The sequence below is a fragment of the Aminobacter anthyllidis genome, from assembly GCF_018555685.1.
Taxonomy (GTDB): domain Bacteria; phylum Pseudomonadota; class Alphaproteobacteria; order Rhizobiales; family Rhizobiaceae; genus Aminobacter; species Aminobacter anthyllidis.
In genome coordinates, this window is sequence record NZ_JAFLWW010000016.1 from 42,813 (window position 1) to 64,547 (window position 21,735).

The following is a 21,735-nucleotide window of genomic DNA, read 5'->3' on the forward strand; positions in this document are numbered from 1 at the left end:
GAAATGCCCAGGAGTTAAACATGGCTGCCAAAGACGTAAAATTCTCCCGTGATGCCCGCGAACGCATGCTTCACGGCATCAACATCCTCGCCGACGCGGTGAAGGTCACGCTCGGCCCCAAGGGCCGCAACGTCGTCATCGACAAGTCGTTCGGCGCCCCGCGCATCACCAAGGACGGCGTCACCGTCGCCAAGGAAATCGAACTTTCCGACAAGTTCGAGAACATGGGCGCGCAGATGATCCGCGAAGTCGCGTCGAAGACCAACGACATCGCCGGCGACGGCACCACGACCGCGACCGTTCTGGCACAGTCGATCGTCCAGGAAGGCCACAAGGCGGTTGCGGCCGGCATGAACCCGATGGACCTGAAGCGCGGCATCGACCTCGCGGTTAGGGACGTCGTCTCGACGCTGATCAAGAACGCCACGAAGATCAAGACCTCGGAAGAGGTTGCCCAGGTCGGCACCATCGCCGGCAATGGCGACGAGTCGGTCGGCAAGATGATCGCCGAAGCGATGCAGAAGGTCGGCAACGAAGGCGTCATCACGGTTGAGGAAGCCAAGACCGCCGAAACCGAGCTGGAAGTCGTCGAAGGCATGCAGTTCGACCGCGGCTACCTCTCGCCCTACTTCGTCACCAACGCTGACAAGATGGTTGCCGAGCTCGAGGACGTCTACATCCTCCTGCACGAGAAGAAGCTCTCCAACCTGCAGGCCATGCTGCCGGTTCTCGAAGCCGTCGTGCAGACCTCCAAGCCGCTGCTCATCATCTCGGAAGACGTCGAAGGCGAGGCTCTGGCTACGCTGGTCGTCAACAAGCTACGTGGTGGCCTGAAGATCGCCGCCGTCAAGGCGCCGGGCTTCGGTGATCGCCGCAAGGCCATGCTGGAAGACATCGCCATCCTCACCGGTGGCCAGGTTATCTCGGAAGACCTCGGCATCAAGCTCGAGAACGTCGGCCTCAACATGCTCGGCCGCGCCAAGAAGGTGTCGATCTCCAAGGAGAACACCACCATCGTCGACGGCGCCGGCAAGAAGGCCGAGATCCAGGGCCGCGTCGCCCAGATCAAGCAGCAGATCGAAGAGACCACCTCGGACTACGACAAGGAGAAGCTGCAGGAACGTCTGGCCAAGCTCGCCGGCGGCGTTGCGGTGATCCGCGTCGGCGGTGCGACCGAGATCGAAGTCAAGGAAAAGAAGGACCGCGTCGATGACGCCCTCAACGCGACCCGTGCGGCCGTCGAAGAAGGCATTGTCGCGGGCGGCGGCGTCGCCCTGCTGCGCGCTTCGCTGAGCATCAACGCCACCGGCGTCAATGCCGACCAGGCCGCCGGCATCAACATCGTTCGTCGTGCGCTGCAGGCTCCGGCCCGCCAGATCGCCTCGAACGCCGGTGCGGAAGCCTCGATTGTTGCCGGCAAGATCCTTGAAAACAAGGGCGCGACCTTCGGCTACAACGCCCAGACCGGCGAGTATGGCGACATGATCGCCATGGGCATCGTCGATCCGGTCAAGGTCGTGCGCACGGCTCTCCAGGACGCGGCCTCGGTCGCCGGCCTGCTCGTCACCACCGAAGCCATGATCGCGGAGGCTCCGAAGAAGGAGGCGGCTGGCGGCGGCATGCCTGCCGGCATGGCTGGCGGCGGCATGGGTGGTATGGGCGGCATGGATTTCTAAGGTCCACGCACCCTCAACAATCTCGAGGGCGGCAGCGATGCCGCCCTTTTCCTTGAAGTCGGATCCGGCCGGAAATGTTCGGCGCGTACACCGACCGTATGGCCGTAGTAGCGCTGGTCGTGAAAGCTGGACTAGAAGCGAGCGCGGGCACGGATACGGCGGAGAGCCGCTGGCGTCGGGGCTTCGAAGACAATCAACGATTCGAACCCTTTCATGAGTATGAGGGAGCGGTGGCGAAAACGTGCAATCGGCCTAGATAATGTTCGCACCTCCCCAAGTAGCCGAGAGCATGAGGCAGCAGCGGCCCCTTGCCGTCGAGATCAAACAGAAGCGTGGGCTCGTGAAGCGGCCACAGTCAATCTGGGCCGGCATCGACCTAACTGCCATCCCGAACGATAGAGGTCGCGGCGGTGGCCAGACCGACCATCGGAATAGCATCCGGCCTTCGTTCATCCCGAAGAAGGGTTGACCGACCACTCCGTTTCGCCAGCGCGAATGCGGCAACTCCATTGCGATCGCGGCAATTCGGATTGGCGCGGGGCGCCATGTGCTCCGACCCTGAGGGCTGTCCCGGTCGGCACGACCCATCGCTCAGCGGCGATCAAGTCATCGGTTTTCGGAATGACCGGCGACGCTTCGTCTCAACGACTATGCCGGTCGGGCTGTCGGCCGTATTCTTCGCCTTGAAGACGGCGGTTCGCTTCAGTTTTGGTTTGGGTGGCGCTTGAGCGCTCTACCCTTGGCTCCGGCGTTTGCTTGCCCTTTTGTTTGTCCTTGCGGGCGTAAAGCAAAGCCTTGGCGGTCGCCGCGTCCGCATTCCGAGACCACGCCGGCCGGCTTGCCATCGAGATTGACCCGTGGAGCGCCGGCATTCAGTCTCGCCAAGTATTTGGCCATCTTGGTATACGCCAGCAGGGCTCTCCTTAATTCATCATCAGACAGTTCGCCGTCAAGCACCCGAATGTCATGATGGATGCCGATCTTGAGCGGCCTGGGCGCTTTCGGATTGAACGCCGCAGGCCACTTGGCCGATAGATAGCGGAAAAGCTGTGCAGGCGATTTGCCTCGGCTACAGCTCAACATCATAAGCCTCGCCCCATTGTTTTCGTTTGCAATTCGGACCTTCCTAGCACGAATATATGCAATGATTTGGAAAAATGGCATTCGCCCCGCAGGGCAAAGCAGCGGGTCTCATTCGGACACACGAAGTGCCTGGTGGACCGAGCAGGATCGGCAGCAATCACGCCGAGCCGTCCCGAGAAAGTTACAGCCATACAGCAGGGTCGGTGAAAAGCTGTTCCCCAATATCTCCGCCAGCTCATTGACCCTTGGCAGCGCATCTCAAACGCCGGCAGCGAAAAAGACTCGACGGCCCTCCGCGGAGGGCCGTCAGCGAGTAGGACCCAAAACCGTCGCGGCTCCTCTGACCCGTTCGGCCGTTCCGTCGTACAAGGGCGTCGCGTAGCGCGAAAGCTAATCAGGCGACCGTTCCTGATCTCGGCCGGATCGACGCCGTCCTGGGACAGGAAGGCAGGCAAATGGCTGGAAAAAGCGTTCGGCCGCAACCCGGCGTCGATCACCAGGAACCTGGCGCGGGCGCGGCGGAACTTCCGGGCGGCGGCCATTCCGGAATAGCTGCCGCCGATGACAATAGGCGCAGCGAAATTCCGAAGTTTGTGAGCGATAGGCCTCGGACTCCCATTCGATTGCCGACTCGGCTCATGCCTTGACGGGCGTTCATGATTGCCACCTTGGAGATCGCCTCAGAAGCGACGCCCAATCGGAAACATTAGCACGTCCGCGTTTTGGCTCGGCTGCTTGAACTCCTCGCCGGCAACTGCCTCAATTAGCAAATCCAAGGCTTCGCGCCCCCTCCGGCTCATCGGGTCATCACCTCGCAGATAATGATACGCTCGATCTAGATGCACTCGCGCGGCGGAAAAATCGCTTGTCATTTTACCCTCTCAGTTGCCGCCCGCCTTAGCCGTCTACGAGGTGAGGGTCGCGCAATCGTCAATATCCTTAGACGTATTTGATTTAAATCGAAGATGATCCGGGAGTAACCAAACACCGGTTGTATGCGAGAGCCCCTGATTGCGTCACCCTGGCCCGGTTGACTCTGCAATAGGGTTACCACAAGCCTTGCCAATGTGTCCCCAGCATCATCCATAAGCCGTCCCGAGTTTCTGACCTGTCGAGCCATGGCACGCGCAGGCTTGCGGCGGCAATCAGCCGGATGGCGAAGATCGCGGCGAAGGCGGCAGCAAATCGGAAGCAGACTCCCGTTTGTGCGGTCGGGCATTGATTCCTAGATAGGAAATTCCGCCATTACATCTCGCTGATGGGACAGCTTGCGAACGCAAATGCAGCGCGCCCTCTTGACTGACACCCTAAACAGCGAAATCGTCATCCAGTGACCCATGAACGCAATAACGCCGGCACATTATCCGGGACATATGGGTTAGTCCCGGCGCCAAGAGACCTATGTGGTCGCTCTTCTCGCCGAATAGAAGCTGAGGAATGCCGCGCAGTTAACGGCTCGTTAATCATGCGGGGCGTAGCCAAGAAGCGTCACATCACCTACCCAATCACATGTGACCTTAAAGACCCGGCACCCAGATTGTGCCGAGTCTTTTTGTTAGGGTAGCCTGATCCAATTGAGCGGGTCAGGAATAATGTCGCAGTGCGGGGATCAGGAAGCTTCTTAGGCCGGTCACCGACTTCATAAAGCCGACTGGAGCTGCAACCACTTGATTAGGAATGCCCTGCGAGCTTGACGGTGTCAGGCCCGGAACGCGCCTTGTTGGCCGTGTGCCAGTCCCTGACCGACAGCGGATTGCGACATGACAACTTCTCCACACCGGAGGTAACCGTGGCGAAAGTGCCGGCGCGTGAGGGCCAGGGAAGGCTGGTTAAAGAGCCGGCCCGCTTGCAGGAATCGAACTCATGGATGACCGAAGCCTCCGCATCCTCGAGGCCCATTGCTTGGGGGACGCCATTATGGCGTTCTGCGTTCTGTCTTATCGCTGTGCCATTTGCCGCACAGGATGCCCGTAACGACATTGTTTCCCGCGTGAGGTGAAGCGATGCGAGCAGGGTAGAGTGACGCGCGGCAGGGAGGGCAGGAGGCCCTAGCAAAGGCTGAAACTCGGTGAGAAATGATCCACCGGCACCTGCACGGATCACCTCGCAAAAGTGGAGGGTGGGACCTAGAATCAAGCTGACATTGCGAGATTTTCGCGGCCATGGCGGCTTCGCTGTTTGCTGTCCGCGGGGGCGAGGCGCATTAGATGGGCCAGCGGCGGATGCACGCGAACCGCGGGGATGACGAACACGACCTTCGCTGGCTAGGACTGCGGTACCGCGAACCCAATGTTGGAGGCTACGCCGCTCGATCTGGCGAGGCGCGGCGGTCGATGCGGCCCGCAGAACCCGCGCTACCGCGAGGCGCTGCCATCTCGACATAGGAGCTGCTGACTTGCAGAACACTGCACTATCTGCGAACGAACGCATCGCGACATGCCCCCCTGTAACCGCTTCCGCGCTGTTCTTGATTGACCAGGCGCAGTTCGACGCAGGGCGGCTAGCGCTCGGCCGATGTGTCGGGCGCCAGCAAAGTAGAAATGTTGCATGGCCGTGGGGACGGCCACAACGAGAGAGCCCGATCGGGCGTCACCTGGTCGGGATTGCCAGCCCGACCAGGTACCGTTCAGTCAGGCACCCCTCGGCTTAGAGAGCCGCCGCTATGAACTAGCTTCGTTGGCCGGGGCCGGCCGCAGCGGGATCGCTAAGCATCGTGACGAGGTCAGCGATAGGATTCTTGTCACTCTCCGTCAGCCGCAGATCGACGTCCGCGAACGGCGCGCCCGACTTCCGGTAGGGACGCCTGAGTGGGTGCTTGCTCAGGCCGGGTGGAACCGGCGGCCTGCCGGGTTTGCGACCGCGTTTCACATAGCCGTTGCTCTGAGCGCCATCAAGGACGACCGGGCCTGAGATCGCCGGCGCAATGCGGGACTCGAATAGCATTCGATCATGGAGAGCGACCGCTCGACGCGGCCGAGTTCCCGAAGAGTTTGCCCAGTTGGCTTTCCTTTCGGTGATGCCGAGAGCTTCTTCAAATCATCGAGGGCACAACCGCACCGGTGTTGATCGATGCCCGCCAGATGAAGGTCGATTTCCAGCTTGCGCAGGAAGGCAATCCGTTCGGTCAGCCGGCCAGGTTTGAGGCACCAGGCGCATCCGCCGCCGATCGCAGCCAATGAAAGCGTGTCTGGCCAAATGGTCGGGGTCGCGGCGTTGAATTTCGGCTTTGACCGACACCCAACCCACGCCGACGGTTACAAGAGCGCGGGCGAATTCGTAGAGGTGGTGACAAAGGTCTGGGAAAATTGGGAGGTTGATGCGCTCATCGCGAGCCGGGAGAAACATGATCCAAAAACCGAAGCTTTGCGAGCTCAGTTCCTGTCCCGCTTAGTGCCTATTTGCGTGCGCTATTCTACCATACGCCTAATGAGATTGTCCCACCTGATGACCGTCACTAACTTGGCTGAGATCGAAGCCAAAAGCTGACAGGCAACAGGAGTGACCATGAAAAACATTATGAGTGTTGGGGACGGTGGAGACGGCAGACTGGTCATTGTCTCCAACAGGGTTGCGTTGCCCGACGAGCACGGGTCACTGCCCCCGGGCGGGATGGCCATTGCGCTGAACGCCGCGCTCCAGCAACGAGGCGGGCTTTGGATGGGCTGGTCGGGGAAGGTGAAAACCGAGAAGAACCAGGTGTCACCGACCATGCAGGAGGCCAACGGCATCACCTATGCCCTTGCGGATCTCTCGCAGAAGGATCTGGACGAATATTACTACGGCTTCGCCAACAGGGTTCTTTGGCCGGTCTTCCACTGCCGTGTCGACCTCGCCGAATACAACGACGCTAGAAAGTCAGGATACTACCGCGTCAACCGACTCTTCGCAGAGTCTTTGATGCCGCTCCACCGCGAGGACGACGTCATATGGGTGCAGGATTATCACCTGATCCCTCTAGGGAAAGAACTGCGCGAACGCGGCTGCCGCAACCGGATCGGCTTTTTCCTGCACATACCATGGCCGCCGGCGGACATCCTCGCCACCGTGCCGCTCTGCGAAGAATTACTGGAAGCGGTTTCGTTCTATGACCTTGTCGGCTTTCAAACCGACGACGATCTTGACAACTTCGCCGAATGTCTACGCCGCCGAAACTTAGGGCGTCTCATGAAAGACCGTAGCTGCCTGGTCAAAGGGCGGGAGTTTCGCTGCGGGGTTTTTCCAATCGGTATCGACACGGCCAAGTTCGAGAGCCTCGCAGAGCTAGCGACGCGCGACGGGGATCTGCAGGAAGTTTACAAGAGGACTGCTGGCTGTGACGTCGCCATTGGTGTCGACCGATTGGATTATTCCAAGGGCATCGATCAGCGCATCGTGGCGTTTCGCCACTTCCTTGATCGTAACAGCCATCGCGTCCGCAAGACGCTACTGCTGCAGATTACCCCGAAATCCCGGGGGGAAATACCGGCCTATCTGGCGCTGCAAAAGCACATCGCCGAACTGGTGGGAAGTGTCAATGGGGAACTTGGAACCATCGATTGGGTACCAGTACACTACACCAATCGGTCCCATGGCCCGCTGCAACTGGCCGGCCTCTACCGACTGGCACGCGTTGGTCTGGTGACGCCGCTCCGCGACGGCATGAATCTGGTGGCGAAGGAATACGTGGCTGCGCAAGACCCAAGCAATCCGGGCGTCCTCGTGCTCTCGCAATTTGCCGGCGCCGCTGGCGAATTGGAGGGAGCGGTGCTTGTCAATCCCTATGACCCAGAGGCTGTGGCGGCCTCCACGGAACAGGCATTTCGCATGTCGCCAGACGAACGGAAAGACCGTTGGAAGGCAATGAAGCACAGTCTCATCGGGCATGATGTCTATCGATGGTGCGACGGCTTTATCGCCAAGCTCGAGGCGGCGGACTCGCCAGCACGAGGCTGATCGCGACCAATTGAATCAGGGCAGCATCCCGGCCTCGCCGAGGCGTGGTTAATGTGCTGTGGTGGATGGCGATGACCGCAGGCCAACTACCCAGTTGGGTTGTAGCCGATTATGCTGGCACGGGAGCGAAGAACTCGCGGCTGCGGTCACACATCAAACTAGTTTGGCCGATCCGCGCAAGAGGGCTCTCGTCCCCGGGTCCGTCGAGTATTCGACTGTCATCGCTTCGCTGACGAGACCCCGTGTATTGAATATGTCGACCACCAGGTTGGCGACATTGCTGATGGGCTAAGCAGCATCGACCTACACCGCACGCCAGATCTCAAGACGTAGCATGAGCACATTCCACATTAAAACAAGAGGAAAAAGACATGGGTGAGCTCTCTTGCAGTCGGCAGCTTTCTTCAAACACGCGTGAGCGGCCACGACCGATAGTCGAGGGCGCTCGCGCCCCACGGCCACAGCAAATGTTGGCATCCATTGACCTGAATTTACTGGTGTCTCTTGAGGCGCTGCTGGAGCACCGCAACGTCACGCATGCGGCTCGGCACGTGCGCTTGAGCCAACCGTCGATGAGCCGAGCGTTGAGAAGGCTGCGCGGCATTTTCAATGACGACCTCTTGGTTCGCGGCTCGAGCGGCTTGGTCCCGACGCCGCAGGCCGAACGGTTGGCCCGAATGCTGCCGCCGGTGTTGGATGCGCTCCGCGGGATCGTGAACCGCCAGGGGGAATGGCGATCAAAGACAATAATGGCGATACCCGACCACCAAGCCCTGATCTTGCTGCCGCCTCTCCTACCCCTGCTGCGCGAGCACGCGCCTAATCTCGACATCGTCACCGGCTCGTTTCTAACTGGCGCGCTCCGGCGGCTTGAACAAGGTGAGATCGATCTGGCCGTTGGGCAGACCGGTGGCACGCCACCGGGCTTCTTTCGGCGCAGGCTCTATACTGATCGCTTCGCCTGCCTGCTACGTTGCGACCACCCAGCCCTGGCGCAGGAATGGACGATCGAGGCCTTCGCTGCCCTGCGCCACGCTGCCGTTGACTCGGATTCTAAGGGCGGCTTCGGACGGGTGCATGACGATCTGGCAAATTTACACCTCCGAGATCGCGATCCGGTGCTGGTTTCCAACCTCCTGACGGCCGCTGTAGCCATCGCGGCGACTGATCTGGTGCTGATTGTACCACACCGCGTCGCGACACGGATCGCCGCCTTGCTCCCCCTGGCGATTGTCGATCCGCCGGTGGAACTATCGCCTTACGAGGTTGGGCTGGTTTGGCACGAGCGTTGCCATCGCGACCCAGAACATCACTGGCTGCGCCACAAGATTGCCGCCGCAGCGGCGGCGGGAACAGAGTTGGCGCGTCCATCGACAATGAGAGGGCAAACGGCTGATGCTTCGCCAAGGGAAGAAGCGTGATGCGATCGAGGTCTGGCACTATCTTCAGGACGGAGCCAGTTGATTACCCCCCTCGTCCATCGGACGTGATGCTGGTTCCGCTGTCCCAACTCAGTGAAACCGACGCGCGCTGACTTCGAGCGAGCATCTGCTGTGAAGAAGGTATTCACACTTACAGCCAACTACACAACCCAAGACCCTCCTTCTTCGACCGCCGTTCGGCCGCGTCAAGGCCTTCGCAGGCAGGGTGTGGTGCATGCATCGATTCTGGCCGCGTATCTTGGCCCGGACCCTTTGGCAGGTAAGTGTTTGGCACAAATTGCGAGTTCTCGGATCTTCGGCAATCTGCCCAACGAAGCGCGGCAGATCGATATCCTTGAGCACCGTTTGTTGCGGTTGGGGCACTGCGCGCAAATCGTCATCATCGATTGCCGCGAACCGGAGCAACATGGGTACGGTCATGCGAAGCTCTCTTCCGGGCTGGTGCAACTAGCCCTGGTTTCCGAAGACAGGCTGGACCGAGAGGCGGTTTTCTCCGACGGGTATTCCGATTACCTGTTGTGGCCACTGATCGAGCAGGAAGTTGTAAGCAGACTGATCGCCTGCGTCGCCCAGATCGCGCGGCGTTCTGCACCGCTATTCTTCTCAGCCGACCCCCTCGTTCAGAAGGCGTGCGATCTGCTGGCACAGCGAGTCGATCAGCAGATCGCCCTCAGCGAACTGGCGCGCATAGCCGGGACTAACAAGACAACGCTCGTCAACCGCTTCGAGGCTGCCTTTGGCTGCGGGCCTATGACCTGGCTACGGCACTATCGGATGATGGAGGCTGCCGCCCGCTTGCGAAGCGGGCATGAAAGCGTGGCCGAGGTCGCTGAATCCTTAGGCTACGAAAACAGCAACAATTTCTCCACGGCGTTCAAGGCGATCCATGGGCTCTCGCCGCTGCGCTATCGCAAAATGGCGGCGCGCAGAGAAAGGTCTGCCTGACGCAAAGGTGGGGATCGAAACAAACTGGTATACAGCCAGTGAAGACACGCAAAGATTACCTGATACTCAAGCGTTTACCCGCTCCAGGCACTTTGCGGCTTTTACAGCAACGCTCAGAAAAGGAAGATAAGCATGTTGAACGCGGTCGCAGCGCATTTTCAAGGGCATGAACAGAGCTATTCGGACAAGAACTATGAGGCGGCGAGCACGTTTTTCGGCGCCAAGTCCCTTCTTTTGGCCCAGCCAGGTGCTGCGCGCCCCGGTGACGACACGATCGCCAACGATCAAGGAACAGTACAGTTTCACCTCATTGGTCAGAAACCCGATGACCCGGCGTACAGCGGCATCATGAAAGAAAATCAGGACAACCTTCTGGCTATAGGAGGACTCATTCACGACTACATGCATACCCATTATCCTAAGGTTGATGCAGAAAAACTTGACATCAACACCTGGACGAACGTTGTGGGCAACATTCCCGACCTTTCGATGGGAGGGCAAAAACAGAAAGGTTACTCAAACAAGTTTGCTGGCACCTCCGTCTCAGCCACGTTCCTCTCCTTGATCGCGAAGGCGATCGTCACTGACGGGGCGTCTCTGCTAACGGATTTCGAGTCCTTCCTCACTGAGATGGGCAACCTGACCTTCAGTGCCAACAGCAAATCGCAGCAGTACAAGGCTCTGACATGCACCTACCAAAACTACCTTCTCGATAACGGGGCAGGCGGATATTACGACTACGGAGCAATTGTTTTGCGAGAAGTCAAGTTCAATGAGTACTTCCTTGATCTGAAATCTTCTTGTGCGTCGACACGATACGTCAACGTCGACATAAGTTATAACGAGGTCACCAATATCGTTCAGACTCGCCGGATCCGCAACGGCGGCCCCGATTACAAAAACTTCCAGGAGATCGTGAATAAGAACGCGACCGAGCAGTTTATGAATGCCAAGAACTTCTTTAACGGCGGCTCGACCCCACAACAAGACATCACGCCCCAGGTCTGATCCTCATGATTGGTCTCGAAAGCAGCAGCGCACCAACCCACGGTGTCCATTCGAAGAAACCTCGCCGGCGTCATAGATCAGGTCCGGCTGACAGCGGTGCCGACGAACTCCGGCCCTGCTTCTATAAGAAACCAACTATGAACTCGATCGCAGAAACAACTGCGGGCCTCTTCCTGGTAATCGGCGTCCAGAGCAGCGGCCCCCTCGAAGCGGAGAGGATTTGCTCAGGCTTGATCCGGAAACTGTCCGAAGGCTCAATTCTGAACTTGGATCCTAGTATGTGGCAGAATGCCATGCAAATGGTGCCGAACCAGGTGGAGGCCGCCACGGCTTCGACGACCCTGAACCGCACGATGGCCGTTGCGGATTTGCCAAGTACCCTCGCGTCAATTTGCGCCGATGCTGTCGACGGCGACAAAGCAGGCGTCGATCTGGCGAAGCCCATCAGTGTCTATCTGAGCAGATACGGCGAACCGACTGCATTCAATTGCTTCATCCTGGATCAATCCGACTCCGCGAAAATCTATTTATCTTTAACCTGCCTTGCCGTTTTCGATGGTGGAAGCCCTGGCAGTTTCGCCGTCACCTCAACATTGCTGAAGGCGTGCCTGAATCTGTCAAACAAGGATACGCTGTCCACTATCTTGCAGGTTTTCGGCCGCTTCGGCCCGCCGAGCGACTCACCTTACTACCTGCGCGTCTTGCCCTGATCCGTATGCCAGACGTTACATTCAGCCAGAAGGAGCAGCACGCTCGTTGAATATGTGAATACCGCAGATTTCGTCAGCGGAGCGAAGTCGGTGGTGCGCTTTGTAGCGGGAAAGCCCATGCCCTATCATGAAGACTTCGCGAAGGCGGACGGATGGTCCGCAGCGGATGTCAGCGTCCGTCTCAACAATGCGCCAGGCCGGAAATTTCTCACTTTCTTGCGAAGATCGGGGGTGACCACGGTCATTCGGTATTACGCGAGTTCCGCGAGGCCAAAAACCATCACACCAGTGGAGGCCAAACTACTATCTGGGCACGGTTTCGGAATTCTACCGATTTTCCAGGACAGCAGCCGCCATATTTCCAATTTCTCGAGCTCGATCGGTACTGCAAATGCAAGGAGTGCTATGGGGTTCGCAAAGCGCGTCGGCCAGCCGAAAGATAGAGGCAGTACGATTTTTTTCGCCGTCGATTTGGACTATCCGGCTACGCAGATCGATGGCCCTATCCTCGCCTACTTCCACGCGATTAAAGAGGAGATCAACGGCACTTTCGTAGTCGGCGCGTATGGTAGCGGTGCCGTGCTCTCAAAATTATTGGCGGAGGGACTGATCACGGTTCCATGGATATCTATGTCGCCACTGTTTCTTGGAACCGAGCAGTTCTTTTATTCCAACCGATGGTCGATGCGGCAGGTACCTCCAGAGGTTGCCCATGGCTCCTCTGGGGTGGGCTATGACCGCAATATCGTTCGGGTTCCTCGGAGGGAGATCGGGGCCTTCCAAGTTGATGAGTCGGGCGAAGGCTCGCTGGCCTAGGATGGCGAGGGACTCCGGCTCGTAGGCGCGGCAAGCTGAAAACGTTGTCGCGTTTATGTTCGTAGAGGTCTCCGACGCCAACGGCGAGTGTAAGGTTGTTCGCGGTATCTCGCAAATCGTCTCTCCACGCGCTCGCCCCGCTACAATCGAGCGGTGCGGCCGCCATCATCATCCCCGGAAGTACCTGCAGCGCCGTCCACCCACGCCCAACCGGCGGCCGACATTGGGCACCAGTACCACGCCGACGTCGTGCGATGTCGCCGCTCGACAGATCGATGCCGGAGCGGGTGGTGTGATGCTTGGTCGCACCACCCGGCAGACGTGTTTCTGAAAGTTACCCTAAGGCAGGTACATCAACGGCGAGCGCATTGGAAACGGCAACGCTGTGAACGGAATTCGGGGAGAAGGCGTCACTTACCATGGCCGAGACCTCAACGGCCGGAGCGATCTCTGCTTCTGGAGGCAGCCATTAGATCCTCGCGGGCGTGATTGTAGGCGTGGCTTATGGACTGCCCGACTTGACCACCCCGCCGCAGCTGTTCATAGGAGATTTGCGCACCTGTCGCACGGACTTCAGCTTGAAGACCTGCTATGTGGCCGTCCAGATTGGCATTCCATGCATGCTGCGGCGGAGGCATGTGCGGCAAGATATCTTGCATGCCGGGAACTGCGTGAGCTTGGACCTGTTGATTTGCGTCGAACTGGTGATACGCCGCCAATTCCGGCGGCTCGACAGGAGGCCGGGGCAGCGAGTCCAGTTGGTTGGCGGCCACCAGAACTGATTCCACTGCGTCCTGGTGCGTGCGCGAGGAAGGATCCATTCCGTAGGCTTCCTGAATCATCAGTGATGCGATTTCCCTTTGTTGGCCTTCAGGAATACGGGACAATGCGTTGCGTACACTATCGGCGAACTCGGGTGAGATCACCTGTACTTCTGCATATTTCTTCCACGATACGGGTGCGTTTTGCTTCCGGCGCAAATCGTTGGCAGTTTGTTCATTTGTGTCCGGATGCGCGAACGGAATCAACCCCTCAACACGGTTTTTCAGGAATTCGGCGGTGCTTTTGTCCATCGACCAATGACCTTCCTTGACCGGCACTCCGCTCCATGCGCTGTCCTTCAACCGAACAGCGGGACCGTTGGCCCAGGCATCCATAACCACGGTCGACCTCGGGTCGCGGCTTCCGCGCCGCAGTTCGTTCCAAATGTGACCCGTCTTGACTGGGATCTCATCACCTTGGTCGGTTATCTCTTTCATTGACACGGAAGCACTAGAGGTCATACTCCGCTCGTCGGCCGCCATGTGTGGGGCGTGGACGATAGCGGAAAGGGGAGCGGTCTGATTGCAGCACGCCGCTCCCATGACTACGGCCACTGCAACCTTAATGTTGTCGTCTGCTCCCATCATTGCAACCGACGATCCGATGCTGTTGTGGCCGTGAGAGGGAATGTCGTCCACCTTAACGTTTCCCCGGCCATGCTTGAGCAGCAGGCGGACGTCGTGAACTGTTTGCCCCGCTGTCGCGAGTCTTATCGGGCTGGTGACATCGTCACCGACGACACACGCTCCCATATGATAGGCGGCCTGCTGGATCTGATGTGGCTCCAGAGGCGCATCTCCGCCCCGTCGCAACCTGTCGGCAGGCGTGCCCAGGGAGACCCTCAGCGCTGATATGCTGCTCTCAAAGCCCGACGCCGTGGATTCTCGCGGCGACTGTCGAGTCGATCCGGAGGATTTGGAGATGCAAATTCCCATAGCCGTTCACCTGTAGTGGAGTTTCACCTGTAGTGGAGTTTGTGATCGCCGAGGGACGGGATACGCGAGACGGGCGCTTAACCGTCAGTGTCATCTGGATGACTCATGCTAGGCGGGTTGGCTTACGACAAGCTGACGGGCACCGTAAACTTAACGCTGTGAAAACGGGCACCGTAACGTTAACCGGGCATCGATCAAAATGTGGGATCTGGCGGCATGACCATTCGGAGTCTCGTCATCGGCAGTGGCCATGAACACTTGCAGGCCGGTATTGCCGAGAAAATTCTGCTTGCCAGCCTCGCCTTATCAGTGCCGAGAGGCTCTGGATGATGAGCCTGAAGCGACCCTTGTAGCCCGCGATGGTCGTAATTGCGGTCTCGATCGCCTCCAGCTTACCCAAGTGCTTGAATTCATAGAGCACAAAGAAGTGCAACGTCCTGAACTGCACGTCGCGGTTGCCTCTCGGCGGATTTGAAGCTCCCGAGATCGCTTGCTGTATCGCGCGGGTTAGCCGTTACTAACCGTTCTGCAACATGGTCAATGGCCCGTCTGGAAGGCCGAGGTGGTTACGGCGTTCCTCGGCCCTCCTCCCGTCGCGGGATGAACTTCCAGCTGCACGTGTCCGTTTGCTATCGCGATCCATTGCTCAGCTTCCAAAGTCGTTTCTGTACCCCATGAGGTTACCACCCAAGCATGTTCTGCTAAACCAATATGGTGTTACACTTGTAGTCTCGCAGAGGCTTCTCCCAGCTCTCTGGGTCACGCCGAGAGCCGTAACCAGATCAGATTTTCCGGGCGGAGGGGTTTGCGGCGAGCGCGTTCGTGATTCACCATTTGCGGACGCTACCACCGACTGATTCGCTTGAAGGCCTGTCGCTTGCTCAGCTCCGCGGGCCGTTTGCTGCGCTGATCGGCATAGTGCGCGGTCTTCAAGGCCGGGTCGAGAGCCTTGAGATCGAGAACCAGGCGCTGCGCGCCGAGATCCAGACCCTCATGGATCGCCCTCCGGACAAGCCGACCAAGCCGTCGGAATGGGCAACGCAGCCGGCATCTGGCAAGGGGAAGCGACGCCGTCGCGGCGCAAAGCGCGACGGCGGTCGCGTGAGCCGCGAGGTGACGGTTGCGGTGAGCGCTCCTGCGGGCTCACGCTTCAAGGGATACGAGACGATCCTGGTGCGCGATCTGGTTCTGTCGGATGTGATGCGCTATCGCCGGGAGTGCTGGGTGACACCGAGCGGCGAGAGGCTCGTGGCGCCGCTGCCGGCGGGGATTGTTGGCGGCTGGGCGCGAACCTGCGCCGCTTCATCCTGGCCTGTCACATTCAGCGGCAGGTGACACTCGACAACGGAAGCCTGTCCCCGCGACGACTGCGCAGGAACCGCAGCGAACGCATGTGGGCGCCGCCACAGCACCCGCATCCTCCAGGTCCTGCATAACCGAGATATGCCGGCGCCTTCTTCTACGGTCGAAGGCGTGGTCGGCCCCGGCCGGGCGCGCCGTGATGAGCCTCATCCCCGCGGCCGTGCGGCAATGGAAACGGCATCTCACGGTTTCCCACGCTGGCCAGCTCGGCCGACAGATCGGTCAGCTCGTGGGCGACGAGATGCACCACCTCCCCTTCTCGCTGGATACGACCGCGTACGCCGAGCATGGCCGACGAGAGAAGCACGCGTCGGAATTTCTCGAAGATCTTGACCCAGACGACGATGTTTGCCGCGCCAGTCTCATCCTCCATGGTGAGGAACATGAAGCCTCTGGCCGAGCCCGGCCGCTGCCGGACCAGCACCAGGCCGGCGGCCTCGAGCCAGCTTCTGTCTCGCGCCTGCATGGCTTCCTGACAGGTCACGATGCGGCGCCGGTTAGGCGGCACGCCGATTTTGGTAACGCTTGCCTGTGAACTGAAAGATTGAAGGTCGGACTTGCGGCACATCGATTACGTTCAAATGAATAAGTTGCTGCCCGGCGAGGTCGTTTCAGTGCATCTCGACTGGTGGGTCGGCAAGACAATGGGGAACGGGAATGATCGCAGGCGTAAAGGGACGGCTTTGGGGCCGGAAGCTTCGGGCCTGGAACACGACCCCAGTTGGGCGCAAGCATCGTGGCCTCCGCCCGGTCAGGCATTCACCGGCTCGGAAAATGCCAATTGATTCTGCTCAACCGGACATGCCTAAACGGCCACCTGCGTCCCGATCTCGACCACACGTCCGGTCGGGATCTGGAAATACTCCGTCGCATCGGCTGCCGTGCGCGCCAGTCCGATGAACAGCTTGTCCTGCCACACCGGCATGCCGGAATTGGGCGACGCCTTGAGCGAGCGCCGCGACAGGAAGAAGGACGTGGTCATGATATCAAACTTCCAGCCCTGCTTGCGGCAGATCGCCAGCGCACGCGGAATGTTGGGCTGTTCCATATAGCCGAAGGTCAGCGTCACCCGCATGAACAGCTCGTTGACGATTTCCATCTTGACCCGCTCGCTGTCCGCGACCACCGGCTGCGGCGCCGTCACTACCGAAAGGATGACGTTCTGCTCGTGCAGCACCTTGTAGTGCTTCAGGCTGTGCATCAGCGCGGTCGGCGCGCTGAGCGGATCGCTGGTCAGGAACACCGCAGTGCCCGACACCAGATGCGGCTTCTTCTTCAGCAGATTGCCGGCAAGGAAATCCAGCGGGATCTCGTTCCGGCGCGTCTTTTCGAACAAATAGCGGGTGCCGCGGATCCAGGTCCACATGGTGAGCACAATAACTGCGGCAATGGCAAGCGAGGACCAGCCCCCTTCAAACACCTTGACTATGTTGGCCGCAAAGAAGCCGGTATCGACGAAGGCGAACAACGCCATCAAGGCGACCGCGACGCCGACCGGCCACTTCCAGATGCGCGTCATCACAATAAAAAGCAGTATGTTCGTCACCAGCATGTTGCCGGTTACCGAAATACCGTAGGCCGAGGCCAGTCTGCTCGATTCACCGAAGCCGACCACCAGCAGCATCACCACCAGCGCCAGCAGCAGGTTGACGCGCGGCAGGTAGATTTGGCCCGATTGTTTTTCCGACGTATGCAGGATCACGAAACGCGGCAGCATGTTGAGCTGCACCGCTTGTCTGGTCAGCGAGAAGGCGCCGGAGATCACCGCCTGGCTGGCGATCACAGTCGCCGCCGTCGCCAGCACCACCATCGGGATAAGCATCCAGCCTTCGTTCATCTCGAAGAAGGGATGACCGACGACACCGCCATTCGCCAGCACGAAGGCACCTTGCCCGACATAGTTGACCAACAGGCAAGGAAACACGATTGCCAGCCAGGCAAGCACGATCGGCTTGCGCCCGAAATGGCCGAGGTCGGCATAGAGCGCCTCAGCGCCGGTGACGGCGAGAAAAACCGCACCAACCGTGACGAAGGCGACTTCGGGCGAGTTGACCAGGAACGACACGATGTAATGCGGGCTGATGGCCAGCAGGATTTCCGGGTCGTCCATGATGTGGTTGAGGCCAGAAAGGCCGATGGCCAGGAACCACAGCGCGGTAACGGGCCCGAACACCAATCCTACGCCGCCGGTGCCAAACCGCTGTACCGCAAACACGATCGCCAGGATGGCCAGTGTCAGCGGCACCACATAGGGCTGGAATGTCGGCGTGACGACATTCATACCTTCGACCGCCGACAGTACCGAGATTGCCGGCGTAATCACTGCGTCGCCGAAAAAAAGCGCCGCGCCGACGATGCCGATGCCGAGGATCACCGCCGAGCGGGTCGGGAAACTGTTGCGCGCCAGCGCGACAAGCGACAGCACTCCGCCCTCGCCTCGATTGTCGGCGCGGAGCACGAACATGATGTATTTGATCGTCACGGTGATCGTCAGCGACCAGATGATCAGCGACAGCACGCCGAGGATGTCGCCACGGTTGGCGACGTTGCCACCGGCTGATGCATGCAACGCTTCGCGGAATGCATAGATCGGGCTCGTGCCGATATCGCCGTAAACGACACCGAGTGCCCCCAGCATCAGCACCTTGGTGCTGTGCTGCTCGACCTTAGAATGGCTCGATTGTTGGACAGGTTCTGCCTCGTTACCAGCATTGGTAAGGGCCATGGACGACACTCCGATAAGCGCGCGGTGCTCTACGCTTGCTGCACTGCAATATCAAGTGCCGCAACGTAATGTCTGCCGGCATCGCCTATCGTTGCTCGCCTTGGCAGACTCGCCAGCCCTCGGCCACAGTGCCCCCCGCGATGCGACCGATGGCGACCAGGGTGTCGGGGCGCATAAGGATGGCGGTTTCCTGATGCCGTTGCTCCAGTGTGATCGCACCGTTGCTGCGTAAGCTATTTACATGCTCGATCCCAGCGAGACGTGGCCAACTCGAACGCAGGGCCAAGCCGCTCACCGGCCGCACTTTGCGGCGCAGATAACGATTCGATCTCCGCGGCGAGATGCTGGTTGAAGAAGCCACCAAGCTTGTCGAAGGGCACACGGTCGTAATATCGACATGCCAGCACCCGAACCCAGACAAGCTCCTTCGGCTTCGCTGCTCGCGCCACGAACAACCCGATCTTCTCTGCGAAGGGGGCGCCGTAATCCTTCAGGTCGAAGCCAAACGGCAGCGTGACGTATACTACACAGGCGAAGGGCTAGGAGGCGGGTTCGGTGAGGAACGGCATGGTGTCCACGCCGTCTCCTGGAAAGACAGAGGAATGCGGATGGTTCTCGAAAAGGCCGGCGGCGGCCTCTATGGCGGAGAAGATGCCGAGCTCGCAGTTGTCGCTGTTAGTAACCGATATGATAATGACGGTGCCATCCAATCGCCGCTGGAGATGAGTGATTTTCGGCGTATGGTGCGACCATCCGGGACAGGGGCACCCGGGAGCACGCCAAGTGCGGGCAGGCCGATGTATTCGATGAGCTGCCAGCTCGCGTTAGTAGCTGGCCGCCCCTGCGACCTGCCCTTGCGCCGAGAGCGCGGATCCGTAGGTGTCGCGTCGCCCGCCGGCTCCCGACTGTTTGAGGAGAGGGAGCCGATGAGACGTGATTGGAATGGACATCCACCGCACCTTTGCGGACGTGGTGGTTTGGGAAGATGGCCGGCTGCGCCATCACGGACGGGTCGACATGACCCGCTCGGGACTGGAAGGGTTCGGCCGCAGTTTGCGACGGACCGATGAGATTGTCGTTGAGGCTACGGGCAACGCCATGGCGGTGGTGTCGCTTGCCAGTTAATTATGAGAATGCGAGCCAATGATTCAGATAGTTGGGAGACAACTTAATTTGAGAATGTAACCCGCCTCCCGGGAGAATCCTGTCAATCGTCGCCACTCCGAACGGCAAACCGTGCGGATGCGCGCATTTCCACCTTCGAAGCGCGCGATGCGTTCTCGAAGCTCGGAAATGGCAGCAGGGGGCGCCGATACACTCATCTGACCCTTGAAACGCGGAAAGCCTGTGCTATGTTCTATATTTGTTCTCGTCTTGGCAAGAGTCAACCGAGATGATGTCGTGCCCCGCGGAAGGAGGCATTCGATGCTCGGGCCATATCCTTTCTATGCGAAAATTTTGGAGTTTTGGCGCCACGGAGTGTCCGAAAATTGTAGCATATTTCGGACTCGCACGTTGCCTTTGTCCGAAACTTGTAGCATATTTCGGACATGCCCATCGTTGAGCCCGATACCGATCTTCGCTCGCGCCTGCTTGCCCGCATTGAGTCCAAACCCGACGAGGTCTGGACCCCCGGCGACTTCGCCGATCTCGGCGCGCGCGCCGCCGTGGACAAAACCCTGCAGCGCCTGGCAGCCGCCGGGGAGCTGCGCCGGGTTGACCGAGGCCTCTATGACCGGCCGCGCACGAACAACCTGACTGGCCGCGCCACCGTGCCGGATTATCGCGCTGTGATCCGCGCCGTCACGCGCCGCGATCGGGCGCGCGCCGTCATCGATGGTATGACGGCCGCCAACGACCTCGGCCTGACGACCGCCGTCCCCGCCCGAATAGAAGTGCTAGTCGACGCGCGGTTGAAGCCAATCAAGCTCGGCACGCAAGAAATCCACTTCAAATACGCTGCCCCTAGCCGCCTCTATTGGGCGGATCGGCCGGGGATGCGGGTCGTCCAGGCCTTGCATTGGATGCAGGACATGCTGACCCAGAAGGGCGAACGGAAGCGTATCCAGGCGACGTTGCGCCGCCTGTTTGCCGACCCCAAGCACGGCGAGGCCATTCGCGAGGATCTGCGCGCCGGTCTCTCCGCCGTGCCGATCTGGATGCAGGAATTCCTCCGCGAAATCCTGAGGGCGGACCCGCACGAGGCAAAGCCATGAGTACCGATGCTTACCGCCAGATCGTCGCGGCATCCCCAGGCGACCGGCTCGACCTGTTCCTCGCCACGGCCAATCGGATCGGAGCGCCGGTGGGCAATGTCGAAAAGGATTTCTGGGTCTGCTGGACCCTCAATTCGCTCTACCACGAACGGCCTGCGGGGGAGCCACGGCTGCTTTTCAAGGGCGGGACGTCGCTGTCAAAAGGCTATGGCCTCATCCAGCGTTTTTCCGAGGACATCGACGTTACCGTGTTCCGCGACGATCTCGACGCGGCTGCCTCCGTCGAAGAGCTTGAGGCACTGTCGAACAAGAAGCGTCGCTCCAAGCTCGACGGCATCCGGGACGCCTGCCGTGCGTATATCACAGGGCCGCTGCGAGACTTCCTCACCGCTCAACTTGCCGACATTACGAACGGCGCCGGACGGGTGGAGCTCGAGAAGCCGATGCCGATGGTCAGACCCTGCTGCTCTGGTATCCCGAGGTCGAGCCGCGTGATGGCGCCTATGTGCGACCGGCCATACGCCTTGAGTCCGGGGCGAAATCGGCGCTCGATCCCAATCGCCCCATCACGATCACGCCCTATGTCGCGGAGGAAGCGGCAGGCATTGATCTCACCGTCGCCGACGTGACCACGATCGAGGCGACCCGCACCTTTTGGGACAAGGTGGTGATCGCCCATGGATTGCGCCGCTGGTACGAGCGGCGCGGCGAACTGCGGCAGGAAGGCCAGCGCGTGTCTCGGCACTATTACGACCTGCACTGTCTTCTCGGATCCGAGACCGGAAAGGCCGCGCTCGGCGATCTCGATCTTGGCGCCGATTGTGTGCGGCACGCACGAATGTTTTTCGACCGTCCCGACTATGACCTCGCCGCAGCAGTCCCGGGCAGCTTCGCAATCGCGCCCGCTCCAAAGATGGTCGACGCGCTCACGCGCGACTATGCCAATACGGCGGCCATGATCTTCGGCACTCCGCCGAGTTTCGATGACATTCTGGAATCAGCACGGCAGATTGAGCAGGACATCAACACCCATTCCTAGTCGCCTGGCCACGTCGCCGTGCGA

15 protein-coding genes and 4 pseudogenes are annotated in these 21,735 nt (G+C 59.8%); 12 read left to right on the forward strand and 7 right to left on the reverse strand.

Annotation, left to right across the window (positions count from 1 at the left end; all coding sequences use genetic code 11):
- Positions 1-20: 20 nt before the first annotated feature.
- The gene (groL, locus tag J1C56_RS31295; protein WP_214393817.1) at positions 21-1,676 is read left to right on the forward strand and encodes a chaperonin GroEL; all 1,656 of its coding nucleotides are present in this window, start codon (positions 21-23) and stop codon (positions 1,674-1,676) included.
- A 702-nt stretch (positions 1,677-2,378) separates the two neighbouring features.
- On the opposite strand, the gene J1C56_RS31300 is transcribed toward groL, so the two are convergent.
- From J1C56_RS31300 to J1C56_RS31305, 3 genes are all read right to left on the reverse strand, one after another.
- A complete protein-coding gene (locus J1C56_RS31300) occupies positions 2,379-2,840 on the reverse strand; it encodes a ProQ/FINO family protein (RefSeq protein WP_246592220.1) in 462 nt (153 codons plus the stop codon).
- A gap of 599 nt (positions 2,841-3,439) precedes the next feature.
- Entirely contained in the window at positions 3,440-3,631 is a 192-nt protein-coding gene (locus J1C56_RS33230; RefSeq protein WP_244748469.1) for a hypothetical protein, read from the reverse strand.
- 1,992 nt (positions 3,632-5,623) lie between these two features.
- Positions 5,624-5,794 carry a Tn3 family transposase gene (locus tag J1C56_RS31305; protein ID WP_420797451.1) on the reverse strand — a complete coding sequence of 57 codons (171 nt, stop codon included), beginning with the start codon at positions 5,792-5,794 and terminating at the stop codon, positions 5,624-5,626.
- Positions 5,795-5,954: 160 nt separating this feature from the next.
- Between J1C56_RS31305 and J1C56_RS31310 the strand changes: the two genes are divergently transcribed.
- The 7 genes from J1C56_RS31310 (at position 5,955) to J1C56_RS31340 (ending at position 12,612) form a co-directional block, all read left to right on the forward strand.
- Positions 5,955-6,245 carry a hypothetical protein gene (locus tag J1C56_RS31310; protein WP_214393844.1) on the forward strand — a complete coding sequence of 97 codons (291 nt, stop codon included), beginning with the start codon at positions 5,955-5,957 and terminating at the stop codon, positions 6,243-6,245.
- An 18-nt stretch (positions 6,246-6,263) separates the two neighbouring features.
- Positions 6,264-7,691, forward strand: coding sequence for an alpha,alpha-trehalose-phosphate synthase (UDP-forming) (locus J1C56_RS31315; protein ID WP_246592224.1), 1,428 nt, complete (start codon positions 6,264-6,266; stop codon positions 7,689-7,691).
- Between the two features lie 467 nt (positions 7,692-8,158).
- Positions 8,159-9,112, forward strand: a complete 954-nt coding sequence (locus tag J1C56_RS31320; RefSeq protein ID WP_246592227.1) for a LysR family transcriptional regulator — start codon at positions 8,159-8,161, stop codon at positions 9,110-9,112.
- A 132-nt stretch (positions 9,113-9,244) separates the two neighbouring features.
- Entirely contained in the window at positions 9,245-10,078 is an 834-nt protein-coding gene (locus J1C56_RS31325) for a helix-turn-helix domain-containing protein (protein ID WP_338001542.1), read from the forward strand.
- A 132-nt stretch (positions 10,079-10,210) separates the two neighbouring features.
- Positions 10,211-11,086, forward strand: coding sequence for a hypothetical protein (locus J1C56_RS31330; protein ID WP_214393819.1), 876 nt, complete (start codon positions 10,211-10,213; stop codon positions 11,084-11,086).
- 137 nt (positions 11,087-11,223) lie between these two features.
- A complete protein-coding gene (locus J1C56_RS31335) occupies positions 11,224-11,796 on the forward strand; it encodes a glutamate acetyltransferase (RefSeq protein WP_214393820.1) in 573 nt (190 codons plus the stop codon).
- A gap of 117 nt (positions 11,797-11,913) precedes the next feature.
- Positions 11,914-12,612 (forward strand): glycoside hydrolase domain-containing protein, encoded by a 699-nt coding sequence (locus tag J1C56_RS31340; protein WP_214393821.1) that lies wholly within the window; start codon positions 11,914-11,916, stop codon positions 12,610-12,612.
- 431 nt (positions 12,613-13,043) lie between these two features.
- On the opposite strand, the gene J1C56_RS31345 is transcribed toward J1C56_RS31340, so the two are convergent.
- Together J1C56_RS31345 and J1C56_RS31350 are read right to left on the reverse strand one after the other, a co-directional pair.
- Positions 13,044-14,072 carry a type III secretion protein gene (locus J1C56_RS31345; protein ID WP_338001543.1) on the reverse strand — a complete coding sequence of 343 codons (1,029 nt, stop codon included), beginning with the start codon at positions 14,070-14,072 and terminating at the stop codon, positions 13,044-13,046.
- Between the two features lie 522 nt (positions 14,073-14,594).
- A pseudogene (locus tag J1C56_RS31350) lies at positions 14,595-14,793 on the reverse strand (type IV secretory system conjugative DNA transfer family protein); the annotation flags it as partial.
- Between the two features lie 398 nt (positions 14,794-15,191).
- Here J1C56_RS31350 and J1C56_RS31355 point away from each other — a divergent pair.
- Positions 15,192-15,704, forward strand: coding sequence for a hypothetical protein (locus tag J1C56_RS31355; RefSeq protein WP_246592229.1), 513 nt, complete (start codon positions 15,192-15,194; stop codon positions 15,702-15,704).
- Positions 15,705-15,858: 154 nt separating this feature from the next.
- Here J1C56_RS31355 and J1C56_RS31360 read toward each other — a convergent pair.
- A pseudogene (locus J1C56_RS31360) lies at positions 15,859-16,230 on the reverse strand (OB-fold nucleic acid binding domain-containing protein); the annotation flags it as partial.
- A gap of 306 nt (positions 16,231-16,536) precedes the next feature.
- Positions 16,537-18,456, reverse strand: a complete 1,920-nt coding sequence (locus J1C56_RS31365; protein WP_214393824.1) for a potassium transporter Kup — start codon at positions 18,454-18,456, stop codon at positions 16,537-16,539.
- A 942-nt stretch (positions 18,457-19,398) separates the two neighbouring features.
- Here J1C56_RS31365 and J1C56_RS31370 point away from each other — a divergent pair.
- The 3 genes and pseudogenes from J1C56_RS31370 to J1C56_RS31380 all read left to right on the forward strand — a co-directional run.
- Positions 19,399-19,578: pseudogene (locus J1C56_RS31370) on the forward strand (IS110 family RNA-guided transposase); the annotation flags it as partial.
- Between the two features lie 428 nt (positions 19,579-20,006).
- Positions 20,007-20,672, forward strand: a complete 666-nt coding sequence (locus tag J1C56_RS31375) for a DUF6088 family protein (protein WP_214393825.1) — start codon at positions 20,007-20,009, stop codon at positions 20,670-20,672.
- Positions 20,669-21,711 (forward strand): annotated as a pseudogene (locus J1C56_RS31380) (nucleotidyl transferase AbiEii/AbiGii toxin family protein). The gene J1C56_RS31375 and the pseudogene J1C56_RS31380 overlap by 4 nt, the downstream one beginning before the upstream one ends.
- The last annotated feature ends 24 nt before the right edge of the window (positions 21,712-21,735 follow it).

What these genes read in the sequence shown, in the direction of transcription:
- groL (WP_214393817.1), top strand. Translation starts at nt 21, where the DNA reads ATGGCTGCCAAAGACGTAAAATTCTCCCGTGATGCCCGCGAACGCATG.
- J1C56_RS31300 (WP_246592220.1), bottom strand. Translation starts at nt 2,840, where the DNA reads ATGCCATTTTTCCAAATCATTGCATATATTCGTGCTAGGAAGGTCCGA.
- J1C56_RS33230 (WP_244748469.1), bottom strand. Translation starts at nt 3,631, where the DNA reads ATGACAAGCGATTTTTCCGCCGCGCGAGTGCATCTAGATCGAGCGTAT.
- J1C56_RS31310 (WP_214393844.1), top strand. Translation starts at nt 5,955, where the DNA reads ATGGTCGGGGTCGCGGCGTTGAATTTCGGCTTTGACCGACACCCAACC.
- J1C56_RS31315 (WP_246592224.1), top strand. Translation starts at nt 6,264, where the DNA reads ATGAAAAACATTATGAGTGTTGGGGACGGTGGAGACGGCAGACTGGTC.
- J1C56_RS31320 (WP_246592227.1), top strand. Translation starts at nt 8,159, where the DNA reads ATGTTGGCATCCATTGACCTGAATTTACTGGTGTCTCTTGAGGCGCTG.
- J1C56_RS31330 (WP_214393819.1), top strand. Translation starts at nt 10,211, where the DNA reads ATGTTGAACGCGGTCGCAGCGCATTTTCAAGGGCATGAACAGAGCTAT.
- J1C56_RS31335 (WP_214393820.1), top strand. Translation starts at nt 11,224, where the DNA reads ATGAACTCGATCGCAGAAACAACTGCGGGCCTCTTCCTGGTAATCGGC.
- J1C56_RS31340 (WP_214393821.1), top strand. Translation starts at nt 11,914, where the DNA reads ATGCCCTATCATGAAGACTTCGCGAAGGCGGACGGATGGTCCGCAGCG.
- J1C56_RS31365 (WP_214393824.1), bottom strand. Translation starts at nt 18,456, where the DNA reads ATGGCCCTTACCAATGCTGGTAACGAGGCAGAACCTGTCCAACAATCG.
- J1C56_RS31375 (WP_214393825.1), top strand. Translation starts at nt 20,007, where the DNA reads ATGCCCATCGTTGAGCCCGATACCGATCTTCGCTCGCGCCTGCTTGCC.